Here is a 16432-nt window from a genome sequence, read left to right on the forward strand (position 1 = left end):
TTTATTTTATTTATTAAAAAACGCTAGGTTTTCATAAATGTTTGAAAAGCTAGCGTTTTAATTATAGGTATCTGTAATTTGATTATTTAAAACTATATACGAAAAAGCTTTTATGCTATTCCTCAAGTTCTATCCATTCCTGTGACCATTCTTCTATTCCGCGAATAATAGCTTCTAAAGCAAATCCTTTTTGAGTTAAAGAATATTCTATACGAACTGGTGTCTCAGGAAAGACTTTACGTTCGACAATTCCTTCTAGTTCTAATTCTTTCAATCTTTCTGAAAGTAATCTTCCGCTAACAGGAAGAGAAGATTCAAGTGTACAAAAGCGCTGAGATCCAGAAAAAAGTTGGTAAATAATTAGTGCTGTCCATCGTTGACTAAAAAATTTCATTCCTTTTTCAAAGCGAGGGCATAATGTAGAATCATTCATTTTCCTTCACCTCCTAAAATAAATTATATAACATCTTACTATTAGTAACAAATATTTTTATAATTAATTACTTGACGTAAATTAATTACGAATGTATACTCACTTACATAAAGTAACTAAGTAGTTTTATGTAACTGAAACTCTTTTCTTTAAATGGCCAAAGTTGTAATGATACATATTGCATATAAGCTGAGAGAAAAAAGAATAGCATCTGTAAAAACACTTACGTTGTGTAAGTTAAACAATAAAAAATATAACAATGGAAGAGAATTTTTAGAGATTCTCTATACTAGGAGGTACCTAATGGTTACAACAGATACAATTCATATGTTAGAAGATAAAATTCAATTTATACATCAAGATGGAAAGGATATATATTTAGTAGGCCCTATCAAATTGCCAATTAATTTATATGGGGAGACTAAAGTTTTCCAATGGTATTCTTGGTTACAATGTAGTGAGGTTACAAATAGTGTAGAAGGAATTATCGAAAAACTTTCATCTATTAATTTAGCTGATATGCAGCAATCTAGTGTGCTTGTATATGGTGATTTTGAGAATTCTGAAGATGCCCTAATTCGTATGCATAGTATTTGTCACACCGGTGATATCTTTGGTAGTAAACGTTGTGACTGTGGATTCCAATTAAAGCAGTCTTTACAAATGATTACAGAACATGGTTCAGGTGCTTTATTTTACTTAGCGAATCATGAAGGAAGAGGAATTGGTTTGTTTAGTAAGGCTATGACGTACCTCTTGCAAGAAAATGGGTTAGATACAGTGGAAGCTAATCTGAACCTAGGTTTTGAAGATGATGTTCGAAACTATGATGATACAATTGAAGTATTAAAAGCGCTACGCTCAAAACCTGTAAAACTTATTACAAATAACCCGAAAAAATTAGAAGCGTTACAAAAAGCTGGATTAAATGTTACGAGTCGTGAACCGTTATGGGGTGATGTCTCAGAGTTTAATGAGAAATATTTGCAAACGAAAATTCAGCGTTCTGGACATTTTGAAGGGGGCCACTTACATGCTTGAGCATGAATTGTATATGAAGCTAGCATTAGAAAATGCCAAGGCTATGAAGGGACAAACCACTCCTAATCCATTGGTTGGATCTGTAATTGTAAATGATAACCGAATTGTAGGGATTGGAGCACATATGAAGGCCGGAGAACCACATGCCGAAATACATGCGATACGTATGGCGGGAGAACAGGCTCGTGGAGGTACAATCTATGTAACTCTTGAACCTTGTTCTCATCATGGAAGAACAGGCCCTTGTGCAGAAGCAATTGTACAAGCAGGCATTAAGAGAGTAGTAGTTGCTACACTTGATCCAAATCCACTTGTTTCTGGACGAGGAATTCAAATTCTACAAGATGCAGGTATTGAAGTACTTGTAGGAGTGTGTGAAGAAGAATCTAAAAAAATGAATGAAGTCTTTAATAAATATATTTTGACAAAGCGCCCATTTGTAACGATTAAATCGGGTGTTACATTAGATGGGAAAATTGCTACTTCTTTATCGGATAGTAAGTGGATCACATCTACAGAGGCAAGACAGGAAGTACACCAAATACGAAATGAAAATGCAGCCATTTTAGTAGGAGCGAATACTGTACAAAAGGATAATCCATCATTGACAACGCGTATTCCAAATGGAAGAAATCCAATTCGCGTAATCTTGGACTCAACATTACGCATACCGATGGAAGCTAACGTTGTTACAGATGGAGAAGCTCCTACCTGGATATTTACAACAAATAATCATGCAGCGGAAAAAAAGAAGGCATTAGAAAATGCAGGAGTCAAAGTATTTGTTACTAGCGGAGAAAAGCATATAAACTTATATGAAATGCTTGATGTTTTAGGGCAAAAAGGAATTTCCTCCCTGCTTATTGAAGGTGGTGGAGAGGTAAATGCTTCGTTTATTGAAAATAAATTGATGGATAAACTTATATTATATGTCGCACCAAAAATTATTGGGGGCAGATTAGCGCCTAGCTTTGTAGAGGGGACTGGTATTACTAAAATGCAAGATGCGATTGAATTTAAGGATATATCATTTACTCAGGTTGGAAAAGACTATAGATTTATTGGCTATCCAGAATATCGGAAAATATAAGGAGAATAAAAACTACTTATATTTTTCGATAGATGGATGGCAGAATGGAGCGATGAAGAGTGAAGTTTGGATTTGATATCGATGATACGTTAATTGATTTAAGGCAGCATGCTTTTCATTTATATAATAAAAAATTAAACAAAAAAATAGGATTGGATATATTTCATTCTTTAAAAACAATTGAAATTCATGAAGCATTTGGCATGACTTCGGAGGAAGGCAGTCATATGTGGAATAGTTTGCTGGATGAAATTTATTATACTTCTTGTTCACCGTTTCCGTATGCAGTAGAGACATTGCAAGAATTAGAAAGACAGGGACATGAAATTTACTATATAACGGCGCGACCTAAAGAGCATGGAGAGCAAACAAAAAAATGGTTAATAGAAAAAGGTTTTCCAGTACATGAAGATCGCTTTTTCTATGGAATGAAGGATGAAGAAAAAATACACTTCATACAAGAAATAAAATTAAACTATTTCTTTGATGATAAGCCGGCAGTCTTAGAAACGTTAATAGGAAAACCGATAAATGTGTATGCAAAAACTACTTCTTACAATCAACATCTCAACATCCCGCGTATTACAAATTGGACGGAGTTAGGAGATATTATACAGAAAGATATGTAAGGATTTAACTAGAAAATCAAATAGAGCTCAGAGCATATTGAGTGCTGCAACTTTAGAGGGAAGACATATGTGTTATGTCTTTCCTTATTTTTTGGGACTACAGGGAATACCATCGTTTCTTTAAAGTGTGATGTGCTAGGAGTACTTTTGATAAAGAGGAAATAGAAAAATGAGCAATAAGAAAAATATTTTTAAGCTAGTCTTGTATGGCAGTGTAATTTATATATCAATGATGGGTTCCCCTGGTGCCACAATATTTTTGGATATTTTGGATGAGAAGTTCAAGAATTAATAGGGTGTGTTCATAATCATGAATTTTTGGAAAACCAAAATTACAATGTTAGGTTATTTTGAATCAGTAGTGGATGATATGCAAAATTGCATATTACAAAATAAAGATCGTAATTTTTGGATTCTTATTATAAAATACATTACTTAAACTATATATTAGAATGGAGAAAGTGAATTGGAATTATTAAGAAACAGTAAGGTTGGTACAAAACTAAATATACTAATAGCTATATCAAGTATTGCATGTATAGTATTATCCCTAATAGGGTTTTGGGGATTAGAAAGAGGGAAAAGTACTTCCTCTAATATGTATGAGGATAATTTACTACCAATTGAGCGGATTGGGATTGTAGAATCTAATTTTTATCATGTTAATATGAACTTTATGGAAATTATGGTATCAAAAGATGAAAAAAGAATGAATGAATTAATAAGAGAAATGGACGGAATTCGTAAGGAAAATGATCATCTTTTAAAGCAGTTTGAGGCTAAAGTTATTTCTACTAAAGAAAAAGAATTATATAACACGTTTCATGAAACATTTAATGAATTAAGAACTCAAATGAAGAAAGCGCAAGAATTAGGGAAATCTAATAATGAGGAAGCATATGCATATTACCTAAAAGAGATTGAACCTAATATGCAAAAATCAATAAAATCAATTCGTGAATTGATTTTATATAATAGTAATGATGCAGAGCTTTTACAAAAGGAAAATAATAATGGTGCAAAAAATACAATGATAATGTTTGTTAGTATTTCGATTTTAGCAATCTTAATAATTATGTTAATTGGATACATTATTAAATTAACTATCCGAAAACCACTTGCGTTACTACAAAATGATATGGAAAAAGTAGCAGCTGGAGATTTAACAACACGTACTCCTTATAAAGCAAATAATGAATTAGGGCATATTGTCCAGTCTTTTAATAGTATGTTAGATAACCTTCAACAATTAATTGCGAATGTTAAAATGACAACACAAGAGGTTATTTCTTCTACGGAGGGCGTATTACAAGATACAAAGCGAGCATCTCATATTTCAAATGAGGTTGTACAGACTGTTTTAGAAGTAAAAACAAAAATAGAAGGACAGGTAACTAGTATTCAGGAGAGTTCATCCTCGATGGAAGAAATTACAACCGGGGTGCAAACTGTAGCTGAATCTTCAGCAGTAGTTGCTGAGGTAGCAGTAACAACTACAGAACAAATAAATATCGGTAGTGAAGTGATAAATCACTCTATTCTTCAAATGAACAGTGTGCATGACGCTGTCGAGGAAACATCAAAAGTAATAAATAAACTTGTTACACGTACACAACAGATTGATACAGCTCTCGCTGCAATTACTAATATTGCTGAGCAAACGAATCTTCTTGCCTTAAATGCTGCTATTGAAGCGGCACGTGCTGGAGAGAACGGAAAAGGATTTGCAGTGGTTGCCGCAGAAGTTCGAGACTTGGCAGAGCAATCTAAAGAATCTGCAAAGGAAGTGAATCATTTAATAAAATCCATTCAACAAGATACCCAAGATACAGTTAATGTCATGCAAAAAGGACAACAAAAGGCAGTAGAAGGAAAAGAAGCTGCTTACAAAGCCAATCAAACCTTCTTGTCTATTATGAAAGATATTGATAAAATTACAGGTCAAATTCAAGAAGTATCCGCAGCGACAGAAGAGATGTCTGCTGGTACAGAAGAAGTAAATGCTTCTCTTTCGCTAGTTTCTGAAACTGCAACGGATGTAAAAAAAGAGACTCTTCAAACAGTAAAATCAATTCAATCCCAGGCCGTATCAATTGAACAAATATCAATTCAATCTAACAAAATGAAAGAAAAGGTGGAAGAATTAACGGAACTGGTTTCAAAATTTAATATTACAGAATAAGATAATTTATTCAATTACAAGTATAATAACATGTATGAAAACACATGAAGACTTAAGGGACTTCGTGTGTTTTTTTATTGAATAATGTATGAAATAATATTGGATCATTATACGATATTTCGGAATTTGTCATTAAATATTCGTATATGCAAAATTACATACATATAATGATTGATAATCACGAGTTAATGTAACTATAATAATTACACTGATAAGTAACTTACTGATGACAGTTATAAGTGAAGAAGGAGGGTTTTATTGTATTTTGTATATAAAAAAATAGAATAGGAGATATGTAAATGAAAAGGTTACTTGTTATAGGCATCATGTATACAATGTTTTTCCTCATAGGAAATATACATTTACATGCTGACGAACGAACAAATGTCAAAGAAATTACTAGTTTAGAAGAGCCTATGTGGATATTTCAAGCAGGAATAAGTAAGGGGAAATATCATGATCGACAAGATTTAGGATTTATTTTGCAGAGAAATACACCATTAAAGGTAAGACAAACGAATCCTAATTTTAAAGACAAATTAACAGTACGTTTATTGTCTAATGACTCAAAAAATGAAAAATCCATACAAGTAGGAAATGAATGGGTTACGATTCAAGGTGATACGTCTTTAGTTCCTTTCATAGATACCCCGTATGGTGAAGAGCACGCTGTACTTGAGTACCAAGTAGGGAATGAAAGTACTACGAAACCTCTTCCCATTTATAAACAACAAGGAAGTGTATCTCAATTTTTTAGTACATGGGATCACTTTAATGGGGAGTATGCATTAATTCAAGGTGAGAGTTTCCAATTATTTATACCTAAAAAAGATAAAGAGTTAGTAAGATCTTTAAAAGATTTTCAATCGTTGGATGAGTTAATTGCATATTATGAAGATATTTTTGAGATGTATGATTCCATTATTGGTTTAGATGGCTCAACGGTTGAAAATAAAAAAAGTCAAAATCGTTATTTCTTAAAAGCAGATATATCCGGTGCTGGCGGTGCCTATTATGGTGCAAATTGGACAGCGAATAGTACAGATAGTACAAAAATGTGGTTAGATAAACTAAGTTGGGGAACTTTACATGAAATCGCTCATGGATATCAAGCAGGTTTTGATAATCAAGGAATATTTACAGGAGAAGTTTCTAATAATCTATTTGGTGTTCAATATCAATATAGTAAATACGGCAAAAAAGCAGATCAAGTTGGTTGGTTATTTAATTTTGGGAAGAAGGAACAGGTAGAACGGAATTTATACAATGCTTTAATGAAAGAAAATAAAAATTATGATGACTTAGATTTACGACAAAAACTTATTCTTTTAACGATGGCGAAACAAAAAGCTGGCGATGAAGCTTTTGCAAAAATGTATCAAGGTTATCGAAAACTAGCTAGTAATGCTGCTTTTAAAAAAGGTGACCATTCTTTACCAGATTTAATGAATCAGTATTATAGCGAGAATGTACAAGTTGATTTTACACCCGTTTTTGAAAGATGGGGCTTTAAGCTTAATCATAAACAAATAGAGATGAATAGGGCGAAAGGTTATCCGGCAGTTACTTCTTTAGCGTATATAGTGCCTGAATCACAATTAGCTAAGGCGAGAGCTCTAGTTGATCCTGATATTCCGATAAACTCTAACTTTGAAATAGTTACGAATCAGCAAATTGCTTCACTTGGGTTAAAAGGGAATTTGCATATCCATTTAAATACAAATGAAATAGATACATTGAAAGGAGGAAAGATTAAATTAAAAGAAGGGAATACAGTTATTCAAGTAAAAACAATTGAAACAGCAGATATCAATTTACAAGACGTACCAAATGGAATCTATACGTTTGAGATTTCAGGTGGGAAAACGGATAGTATGTACCATTTCAGTACGTATTATGCCTATGTAAAGGAAAAGGATAATAGTCTAACGATTGATGTTAACGAAATGAAAGTAAGCAATTTGGTAAATGAAACGATTCAATTCCTAGGATTAGGAGATGATCAGTTTGCCGAATTAAATACAGACTTAGAGCAAGAGCGAGCTGTTTTTACGGTTACTACTAAAACGCCTCATAGCTATTATGCAGGTGAAAAATATGCATCAATAGAGTTGTTTAATGAGAAAGGTGAAAAAATTTATACGAAGGAAATGGAAGGAACAAATGTAACCGTTGTAAAAGATATCATCCCACTAAAAGAAGGATATAGAATTAAAATCTATCATGATGAAGTAAAAAAACGATTAACTAGTAAAGCTACTATTATTAATCCTATGAATAAAACAAATGAATTTATAATGACAAAATGGGGATTGAAAAATACTTATTTAAAAAATAATCCAGAAGAAAATCTTATGAAAAGAATTGATGAAGAAATGGAAGTGATTATAAGTAATCCCTTGTTAAAAGAAATACCAATGCAAAAATTAGAAATGAAAAAGAATGTGTGGATGGCAATAAATATGTTATCAGAACCACAAAAAATAACGTATATAAATAAATATAAAGATAGTTTATATAATGAGTGATTTTTGAGAAATGAATTGAATCTAAAAATGTAGCAAACCAATCTATAAACCTATGTATGTAAAATTGATTGACTATAGTTAGAAGTTTTATCTATGCTTAAAATTCTAAAATGAATTCATTTAATTTAATAATACGATTATAAAGGAGTAAGAATATGAATAATTTCGTAAAGTTAGGTTTAACTACAGGAGTGGTGTTATCGGCGATTATGCCTTATGGAGGAGTACATGCGGCAACAGAAGATTTAAAAGTGGAAACAAAGGAAGATACGTTCCGAACAGGTAATTTAACAGCACCTTCTCAAAAATCGGCAGAAAATGTAGCAAAGGATGCGCTGAAAGGGAAAACAGAACAAGCATTATCCTCAAAGCAAGTTAACACGGAATCAAAAGTTAATTATAATGTGACGCAAAGTCGTAAATCTTATGATGGTACTACATTGGTGCGTCTTCAACAAACATATGAAGGACGTGATGTATACGGATATCAACTAACAGCACATATTAATGATGATGGTGTCCTTACGAGTGTTTCGGGGGATAGTGCCCAAGATTTACAACAACAGGAAGATTTGAAACAACCTATTACTCTATCAGAAGAGGATGCAAAGAAGCAGCTTTTTAAAATCTATGGAGATAATCTCACATTTGTTGAAGAACCAGAAATTAAACAAGTGGTATATGTAGATGAAGATACAAATAAAGCTACAAACGCATACCAAATTACTTTTAGTGCATCTACACCTGAATATGTATCTGGTACAGTATTAATTGATGCTTTTGGTGGTAATCTATTAAAAGAACTCGTTCAAAAATTGGGTATACAAGTAGATAGTAGTATTGTCCAATCTGCGACAGCAAATAAATCACAAGATCCTTCAAAATTAACAGGAACAGGAAAAGATGATTTAGGTATGAATCGTACGTTTGGAATTACACAGCGAAGTGATGGAATGTACATGCTTGCAGATTATTCTCGTGGTAAGGGAATTGAAACGTATACTGCTAATTATAAAGATTATAATAATTATAGAAGAAATGTATGGGGGTATCTCGATGATTTAGTAACAAGTAATTCTACAAATTTTACAGATCCTAAAGCAGTTAGTGCACATTATTTAGCAACGAAAGTATATGATTTTTATCAAGAAAAATATAGTCGTAATAGCTTTGATAATAATGGACAAAAAGTAATTTCAGTCGTTCATGGCTGGAATACAAATGGTAAGAATATAGGAAATCCTAAGCAGTGGTTTAATGCATTTAGTAATGGGGCTATGCTAGTATACGGAGATCCAATTGTTAGAGCATTTGATGTGGCAGGACATGAGTTTACACACGCGGTTACAAAAAATGAGTCTGGACTTGAGTACGCAGGAGAAGCTGGTGCCATTAATGAGGCTCTATCTGATATTTTAGGGGTAGCAGTTGAAAAGTATGCCAATAACGGAAAGTTCAATTGGACAATGGGGGAACAATCAGGTCGTATATTTAGAGATATGAAAAACCCATCATCTATCTCTTCTAGATATCCAGAAGATTATAGACATTATAACAATTTACCTATTGATGCTGATCACGATTATGGTGGTGTACACACAAACTCTAGCATTATAAATAAAGTAGCTTATTTAATTGCTAGTGGTGGAAATCATAATGGAGTAAATGTACAAGGCATTGGAGAAGATAAAATGTTTGATATTTTCTATTATGCAAATACGGATGAATTAAATATGACTTCTGATTTTAAAGAATTAAAAGAAGCTTGTATTCGTGTAGCAACGAATTTATATGGTAAAGACTCATTAGAAGTACAGGCTGTTCAACAAGCATTTAAAGCAGCTTATATTTAATAATATTGTGATGAATTATAAACCCTTTCATTTTAATATAATGATTAATTTGTATTTATACACAAAAACCTTGTAGAATTTTTCTGCAAGGTTTTTTAGAATTTTATTTTACAAATGTGTTATATGGTTTTTAGTTAATAAGGATAAAAATAATCCTATAACTGTATGTAAGAATGTGTGATTTTACAACCTTTTCTATGATAAAAAAAGATAATACTTTAGCAAATATAAAGAGTTAGAAATTATAGTTTATAGGGCACTTTTTTGTTCCTATGGAACTTTAAAGTGCGTAATTTTCTTTATCGTTAATATATATCATAATGGTATTTACTAGTTGGTTTTAGCTTTATTCTGCTGTTGATGTGATTTTTTAATATGACAATGATTAGAATCAGAATTATCGAGTAGATCTAAATGCTGATAATTTCGATTTTTTAATTCCGTACAGAGTGTAATAGCTACATAATTTTCGTTTATACTCTTTTGAAAAAAGGGTGGATCAGCTTATTTTCTGTTAAAGATAAGAGAAATGAACCAAAATATAAACGTAATTATTTATTCCAACGTAAGTCAATCATGTAGCACATGAATTTGGAGGGATCTATATGCATATGCAATTAAAAGGAAAAACAGCACTGGTTACTGGATCTACGGCAGGCATTGGAAAAGCAATTGCCACTTCATTAGTAGCGGAAGGAGCTACTGTACTTATTAATGGACGCCGTGAAGAAAATGTTAATGAAACGATAAAAGAAATTCGAATGCAGTATCCAGATGCTATCCTTCAACCCGTAGTAGCTGATTTAGGAACAGAACAAGGGTGCCAAAATGTGATTGAAAAGTACCCTGAAGTAGACATTCTTATTAACAACCTAGGAATTTTTGAACCTGTAGAATATTTTGATATCCCTGATGAAGATTGGTTTAAATTGTTTGAAGTCAATATTATGAGTGGTGTTCGACTTACTCGCTCGTACTTGAAAAAAATGATTGAAAGAAAAGAAGGAAGAGTTATCTTTATTGCTAGCGAAGCAGCTATTATGCCCTCTCAAGAAATGGCTCATTATAGTGCGACTAAAACGATGCAACTCTCACTTTCTCGCAGTTTAGCTGAGCTGACGACAGGAACGAATGTGACTGTTAATACTATCATGCCTGGTTCGACTTTAACGGAAGGAGTGGAGACTATGTTAAATAGTCTTTATCCTAATGAGCAATTGACAATAGAAGAAGCTGAGAAGCGATTTATGAAAGAGAATCGACCAACCTCTATCATTCAAAGACTTATTCGACCAGAAGAAATTGCTCATCTTGTCACTTTCTTAAGTAGCCCACTTTCCTCAGCGATTAATGGTTCCGCGTTGCGAATAGACGGGGGATTAGTACGTAGTGTATTTTAATAAAAAAGCAAATTACGATATGAAAACAGCCGAATTTTTCTACTATAAGAAAATCCGGCTGTTATTTTTGGACTTGTTGTAAAGGATGGAAAGATTTTGGCGCTGTGGTATCTCTTATGTTAAATTGATAATCAAGAAAAAGGTATGCTCCATTTGAAGCATACCTTTTTCGTTTACAATTTTATTTATTTGTATCTAGCTCGTCTTGATTATCAAATTTCTCTAAAACCTTTAATAAAATAGTTAAGATAATTGTGGATACGATTGCTATAATTAAAATGCCATGAGGTGATAGTTGAACCGAAGTTAATCCAACTTTAGCTATGCCAAAATATCCTACATAAGTAGCTAAGAATGATGTAACCACTGAAATCGTAAATCCTAAAAATCCTAATTCATCTAGTTTCTTTTCAGGTAATCCACAAATACTTAAAATCTTAGTAAAAATAGCAGCTACTATGAATAACTCAATGGACAGAATAAATAATGACATGACTCCAGAATATACAATTTCATCTGGCATCCATTTCCCTAATGCTAGCATTAGAAGAGCAGGAAGGAAGAGTGGTAAAAATAGTCCTAAAATCATGACTACGATTTCCATTTTATTTGGTGCTTCATTATTATTTTGATTGCTCATAAATCCCCCTAAATAGTAATATGAATGATAGTCTCATGAAGAGTTCAATATATACTATCACATTAAATTAATGAATTTAATATTATGTTTTATTCAGAAAATGGGGTGCGATTGAGGTCCTTAGAATAGGGTTATTTTCGTATTTTAACTGTAAGAAATTATATAGTTGGATTCAGCTGGGGTTTTCAAGGATTACATAGTTCAACAGTAAATTTTAGATATGTAGGTACTTATGGAAGAGGGACAGCAATTTGAAGTTTTTATAATTCAGATATATCAATAATTTTTCCGTTAGATATGTATGTAGCATACATGTAGAGGGAATTAAAAACTATAATAAATAAAGTTGCATAAATTGACCTTTATGCAACTTTATTGTTCTTCCTACAATCACTGGCATCATGAAATTTGATAAATGATGTTAGCAATAAAGGAATCTTATTTATTCTGTTACTTTCTAGCAACGAGCAATCATTATTTTTATCGGACTATAGTTACCAAACGTTTTTTAACACTATTTTTCCAATTGCTTTATTCGATTCCAAATATGCATGTGCTTGTGCAACTTCATCAAACGTAAATGATTTAGAATCTAGCAATGGGCGAAGTTTTCCTTCTTCTACTATTTGCGTTAGTTTATTTAAAATTTCCCCGCAAGCGTCACGTTTATCTGTATTTAATATTTTTAACGCCATAAAAGTAACGTGCAGAGAGAGTCCTTTTGCGTGTAAAGGAGAGAGGTCATGGGTTGAACGAGCTGCAATTGTTACGACAGTTCCGTTGACTGCAGCAGCTTCGAAAGAGTTATCGAGATTTTTGCCACCTACTGTATCAAATATAACTTCAAATCCGTTGCCATTCGTATGTTTTTGCACATATTCTTGAACAGATTCTTCTTTATAGTTAATAGCTATGTCGGCTCCTAGACGATGGGCTATTTCCATTTTGTTTTGCTGAGAAGCTGTTGTGAAAACTTTAGCACCTGCCCATTTAGCTAATTGAATGGCTACGTGTCCTACGCCACCGGTAGCTCCATGAATGAGAACATTTTGACCAGGTTTAATATTTGCACGATCAAATAAAGATTCCCAAGCTGTAATTGCCACTAATGGTAGAGCAGCTGCTTCTTCCATTGTTAAATTTTTAGGTTTGTGAGCAATTAACCGAGCATCAGCAAGCATAAATTCTGCAAGTGCACCTCCAGTTTCTTTAAAACCTCCGGCACATCCGTATACTTCATCCCCACATTTAAATTTCGAAACACCTTCTCCTACTTCAATAACAATACCTGCTACATCCCCGTGTAATATAGCTGGAAATTCAGGAGCAACTGATGAAACAGCGCCACTGCGCATTTTCGTATCGATTGGATTTACACTTGTTGCTTTTACATGAATTAGAACATGACCGGGTAAAAGTTTCGGTTTTGCAACTTCTTCTAATTGAAATACAGATGAATCTCCAAAAGAATGGATAATTTGTGCTTTCATTGGTCCTTACCTCCTGTTCGTGGTTATAGCATAGCAAAGTACAAAAAATAAGTATAATATTTTGAATTTGGATATTGAGCATTTTATATAAAGAAGAGGAAAGTACGTGGGATCATGTAACGTACTTGCAAAAGCAACTGTAAAGTTTTTTGAAGAAAGGATAGATGGTATTTTTGCAGTACGATTTATTCATTATGTTTATTACTACTTACTTAGTACAGGTACTTTTAAGTGCCTACATCACTTTAAAGTACGTACTGTTATTCATGTTATGGCCGATTTATAATAACACTCGTAGCACAAAGAAAGTTATAACGATGACAATCGGCAACAATGTGGTGTTGCAGTATTGCTTATGAATTTTGAGAAGAAATATGAAAAGTATAGATTTATATGAATAAAGGAAAGTGAGTGAAACACATGGAAAAGTTTGCGAATCATTTCGGATATAATCGTATGTTTGCGAAAGATCAGCTTACATTAGGAGTTCACATTCCGATTGAAAATTATCAGTTTCATGCTCCAACGATGGAAAAACAAGTAGAGTTAGTACAAAAAGCAGAACAATATGGTTTTACAGGTGTATGGCTTCGCGATGTTTTACTGCAAGACCCTGACTTTGGTGATCCTGCAACAGGTCAAATTTACGATATGATGATTTATTTAACGTATTTAGCAAGTAAAACAGAGAAAATCGCATTCGGAACATCGGCAACCGTATTGTCACTTCGCCATCCATTACGCGTGGCAAAAGAAATTGCGACATTGGATCAACTGTTTCCAGAAAGAATTATGCTCGGCGTTTCATCAGGTGACCGACGTGCCGATTTCAAGGCGTTAGGTGTTAGTCATGAAACACGAGGTGAAAAGTTTAGAGAAGCGTTTGCTTACTTGGAAGAGATTTTGTATAAAAACTTCCCGTCTATCCAGTCGACACTAGGAGAAGTGAATGGAGCGAATTTGGTTCCAAAACCGTCTAAACGTGTTCCAACCTTTATTACAGGTTTTAGTCAGCAAAATATGGAATGGTTTGCTGAACATGGAGATGGATGGATGTATTATCCACGTAGTCCAGTGCATCAGGCAGCAGCAATTGGACAATGGAGAGAACGAGTAGAGGATTATCATCCAGATGTATTCAAACCATTTATACAACCGATGCATTTAGACTTATCTGAAGATCCAAATGAACGTCCTACACCGATACGTTTAGGTTACCGTACAGGGCGTAAGGCACTAATTGAATTACTTGATAGATATAAAAGTATTGGTGTGAATCATTTATTCCTTGCTCTATTTGATGGTCAACGTCCAGCTGACGAAGTATTGGATGAGCTAGGAGAAGAAGTACTACCGCATTTCCCAGCCTTGTAAAGGAGTGAAAAGAATGAAAGCAATAGGACTTACGCAATATGGAGATAAAAGCGTACTACAAGAGATTGAAATGCAGACACCGCTATTAGGAGACACCGATGTACTAATTGAAGTATATGCAGCTGGTATAAATCCCGTGGATTGGAAAATACGTGAAGGTTTACTGCAAGACGTAATTTCTTATGACTTCCCGCTCGTTTTAGGATGGGATGTTGCAGGTGTAGTTGCTGCTATAGGGCCAAACGTAACAGCATGTAAAGTGGGGGATGAAGTATATAGTCGTCCGGATATTGAACGAAACGGTGCTTATGCAGAGTACGTGGCTGTAGATGAGAAATATGTGGCGAAAAAACCGAGGAATTTATCTTTTGAAGAGGCGGCATCAATCCCTCTTGTAGGTTTGACAAGTTGGCAAAGCTTAGTAAAATTCGCAAATATTCAAAAAGGCAATAAGGTTTTAATTCATGCTGGATCTGGCGGGATTGGTACGTTTGCTATTCAGCTAGCCAAAAGCTTCGGTGCACATGTTGCAACTACGACTAGTACGAAAAACATGCAGTTTGTAAAGGATCTAGGCGCTGATACTGTCGTCGATTATAAAACGGAAGACTTTTCTTCGCTTTTGCATAATTACAATATTGTATTTGATGTGTTAGGCGGAGATGTACTAAAGGATAGTTATAAAGTGCTTGCACCAAATGGAAAGTTAGCGTCTATTTATGGTCCGAAAGGTATGGAAATTCCGCAAACCGAGATATCAAGAGAGAAAAATATTGAGAGTGACCATATATTTACTGAACCTAACGGATATGAACTTTCTCTTATTACAGAATTAATTGAGGGCGGGAAGATTAAACCCGTTGTCACGCATGTGTTGCCTTTACATGTAGAAGGTGTAAAAAAAGCACACCACATAAGTGAGTCAGAGCGTGCTCGTGGCAAAATAGTATTGAAGAAACATTGGTAAAGTATGAGGTTTTAGAGACAGTATTGTGCTAAGTAGCGAATGAGTTTATATATTCTATTCTAGCAATTGTTTTAAAAGGGAGAGAACAAATGGATTCAATGACATTTCTTTTATTTGGAGCGACAGGGGATTTAGCGAAACGCAAAATTTACCCTGCTTTATACAAATTATTTAGTAATGGGAATATACCGCAATCTATTTCGATTATCGGTATTGGTAGAAGGGTAATGTCAGATGTGGAATTTCAAACAAAGGTAGAACAATCCCTTGCTACATTTTCTAGAAGATCTACTGATGACGAATTAGGAGTAGAAGAATTTATTAGCACATTTCGTTATTGTCAATTAAATACAGCGAATATAGAGGACTATCAAGATTTGTTGAGTCTTGTAAAGAGACGTGAAACAGAATTAAACATTCCTGAAAACCGCATGTTTTACCTATCTGTTATACCAGAAGTATTTGATGTCATTGCTTTAAATATTAAGGAAATTGGATTGTGGGCTACAAAAGGATTGAACCGTCTTATTATAGAGAAGCCTTTTGATCATCATATAACGTCTACTCACGAGTTTAACGAAAAATTAATTGAAGATTTTGATGAAACTGATATTTTTTATATCGATCATTATCTTTGAAAATGAGTGGTAACTAAGGATAAACTTAGAAAAGTATTACGAAATAAATAGTATGTAATGTAAGACATTTTTATTGACGATAATAATTTATGTGGTTAATATACTAGACATAATACTATTTAATTACTAAAAGTAATTTAATATATATTGTTTCGTAAAGTGTTATA

At 33.4% G+C, this 16432-nt stretch carries 14 protein-coding genes; 11 read left to right on the forward strand and 3 right to left on the reverse strand.

Annotated elements, in window-relative coordinates; translation table 11 throughout:
* Positions 1-115: 115 nt before the first annotated feature.
* Positions 116-433, reverse strand: a complete 318-nt coding sequence (locus tag QCI73_RS10770) for a winged helix-turn-helix transcriptional regulator (protein WP_001000104.1) — start codon at positions 431-433, stop codon at positions 116-118.
* 303 nt (positions 434-736) lie between these two features.
* Between QCI73_RS10770 and QCI73_RS10775 the strand changes: the two genes are divergently transcribed.
* The 7 genes from QCI73_RS10775 (at position 737) to QCI73_RS10805 (ending at position 11156) form a co-directional block, all read left to right on the forward strand.
* Positions 737-1474 (forward strand): GTP cyclohydrolase II, encoded by a 738-nt coding sequence (locus tag QCI73_RS10775; RefSeq protein ID WP_000258865.1) that lies wholly within the window; start codon positions 737-739, stop codon positions 1472-1474.
* Complete coding sequence (gene ribD / locus QCI73_RS10780) at positions 1467-2564, forward strand: bifunctional diaminohydroxyphosphoribosylaminopyrimidine deaminase/5-amino-6-(5-phosphoribosylamino)uracil reductase RibD (RefSeq protein WP_098215137.1); 1098 nt, start codon at positions 1467-1469, stop codon at positions 2562-2564. Before QCI73_RS10775 ends, ribD begins: the two co-directional genes overlap by 8 nt.
* A 59-nt stretch (positions 2565-2623) precedes the next feature.
* Positions 2624-3193 carry a 5' nucleotidase, NT5C type gene (locus QCI73_RS10785; protein ID WP_353822885.1) on the forward strand — a complete coding sequence of 190 codons (570 nt, stop codon included), beginning with the start codon at positions 2624-2626 and terminating at the stop codon, positions 3191-3193.
* 466 nt (positions 3194-3659) lie between these two features.
* On the forward strand, positions 3660-5375 hold the full coding sequence (locus QCI73_RS10790; RefSeq protein ID WP_327922884.1) for a methyl-accepting chemotaxis protein: 1716 nt from the start codon (positions 3660-3662) through the stop codon (positions 5373-5375).
* Between the two features lie 299 nt (positions 5376-5674).
* A complete protein-coding gene (locus tag QCI73_RS10795; RefSeq protein ID WP_353822886.1) occupies positions 5675-7903 on the forward strand; it encodes a putative mucin/carbohydrate-binding domain-containing protein in 2229 nt (742 codons plus the stop codon).
* A 155-nt stretch (positions 7904-8058) separates the two neighbouring features.
* Entirely contained in the window at positions 8059-9756 is a 1698-nt protein-coding gene (locus QCI73_RS10800; RefSeq protein WP_353822887.1) for a M4 family metallopeptidase, read from the forward strand.
* Between the two features lie 605 nt (positions 9757-10361).
* Complete coding sequence (locus tag QCI73_RS10805) at positions 10362-11156, forward strand: SDR family NAD(P)-dependent oxidoreductase (protein ID WP_327922889.1); 795 nt, start codon at positions 10362-10364, stop codon at positions 11154-11156.
* A 181-nt stretch (positions 11157-11337) separates the two neighbouring features.
* Here QCI73_RS10805 and QCI73_RS10810 read toward each other — a convergent pair whose 3' ends face one another.
* Together QCI73_RS10810 and QCI73_RS10815 are read right to left on the reverse strand one after the other, a co-directional pair.
* The gene (locus QCI73_RS10810) at positions 11338-11796 is read right to left on the reverse strand and encodes an epimerase (protein ID WP_140971876.1); all 459 of its coding nucleotides are present in this window, start codon (positions 11794-11796) and stop codon (positions 11338-11340) included.
* A gap of 494 nt (positions 11797-12290) precedes the next feature.
* Positions 12291-13286, reverse strand: coding sequence for a zinc-dependent alcohol dehydrogenase family protein (locus QCI73_RS10815; RefSeq protein WP_353822888.1), 996 nt, complete (start codon positions 13284-13286; stop codon positions 12291-12293).
* Positions 13287-13392: 106 nt separating this feature from the next.
* Between QCI73_RS10815 and QCI73_RS10820 the strand changes: the two genes are divergently transcribed.
* From QCI73_RS10820 to QCI73_RS10835, 4 genes are all read left to right on the forward strand, one after another.
* The gene (locus QCI73_RS10820; protein ID WP_353822889.1) at positions 13393-13572 is read left to right on the forward strand and encodes a hypothetical protein; all 180 of its coding nucleotides are present in this window, start codon (positions 13393-13395) and stop codon (positions 13570-13572) included.
* A gap of 134 nt (positions 13573-13706) precedes the next feature.
* Complete coding sequence (locus QCI73_RS10825) at positions 13707-14660, forward strand: LLM class oxidoreductase (protein WP_353822890.1); 954 nt, start codon at positions 13707-13709, stop codon at positions 14658-14660.
* Positions 14661-14673: 13 nt separating this feature from the next.
* Entirely contained in the window at positions 14674-15627 is a 954-nt protein-coding gene (locus QCI73_RS10830; RefSeq protein ID WP_171484375.1) for an NADP-dependent oxidoreductase, read from the forward strand.
* An 89-nt stretch (positions 15628-15716) separates the two neighbouring features.
* Entirely contained in the window at positions 15717-16265 is a 549-nt protein-coding gene (locus QCI73_RS10835; protein ID WP_353822891.1) for a glucose-6-phosphate dehydrogenase, read from the forward strand.
* The last annotated feature ends 167 nt before the right edge of the window (positions 16266-16432 follow it).

Source organism: Bacillus cereus group sp. MG16, from assembly GCF_040459875.1.
Classification (GTDB): Bacteria; Bacillota; Bacilli; order Bacillales; family Bacillaceae_G; genus Bacillus_A; species Bacillus_A paranthracis.

Coding starts and splice junctions, on each gene's coding strand:
- QCI73_RS10805 (WP_327922889.1), top strand. CDS start 10,362: ATGCATATGCAATTAAAAGGAAAAACAGCACTGGTTACTGGATCTACG.
- QCI73_RS10770 (WP_001000104.1), bottom strand. CDS start 433: ATGAATGATTCTACATTATGCCCTCGCTTTGAAAAAGGAATGAAATTT.
- QCI73_RS10815 (WP_353822888.1), bottom strand. CDS start 13,286: ATGAAAGCACAAATTATCCATTCTTTTGGAGATTCATCTGTATTTCAA.
- QCI73_RS10830 (WP_171484375.1), top strand. CDS start 14,674: ATGAAAGCAATAGGACTTACGCAATATGGAGATAAAAGCGTACTACAA.
- QCI73_RS10795 (WP_353822886.1), top strand. CDS start 5,675: ATGAAAAGGTTACTTGTTATAGGCATCATGTATACAATGTTTTTCCTC.
- QCI73_RS10825 (WP_353822890.1), top strand. CDS start 13,707: ATGGAAAAGTTTGCGAATCATTTCGGATATAATCGTATGTTTGCGAAA.
- ribD (WP_098215137.1), top strand. CDS start 1,467: ATGCTTGAGCATGAATTGTATATGAAGCTAGCATTAGAAAATGCCAAG.
- QCI73_RS10775 (WP_000258865.1), top strand. CDS start 737: ATGGTTACAACAGATACAATTCATATGTTAGAAGATAAAATTCAATTT.
- QCI73_RS10835 (WP_353822891.1), top strand. CDS start 15,717: ATGGATTCAATGACATTTCTTTTATTTGGAGCGACAGGGGATTTAGCG.
- QCI73_RS10800 (WP_353822887.1), top strand. CDS start 8,059: ATGAATAATTTCGTAAAGTTAGGTTTAACTACAGGAGTGGTGTTATCG.
- QCI73_RS10810 (WP_140971876.1), bottom strand. CDS start 11,796: ATGAGCAATCAAAATAATAATGAAGCACCAAATAAAATGGAAATCGTA.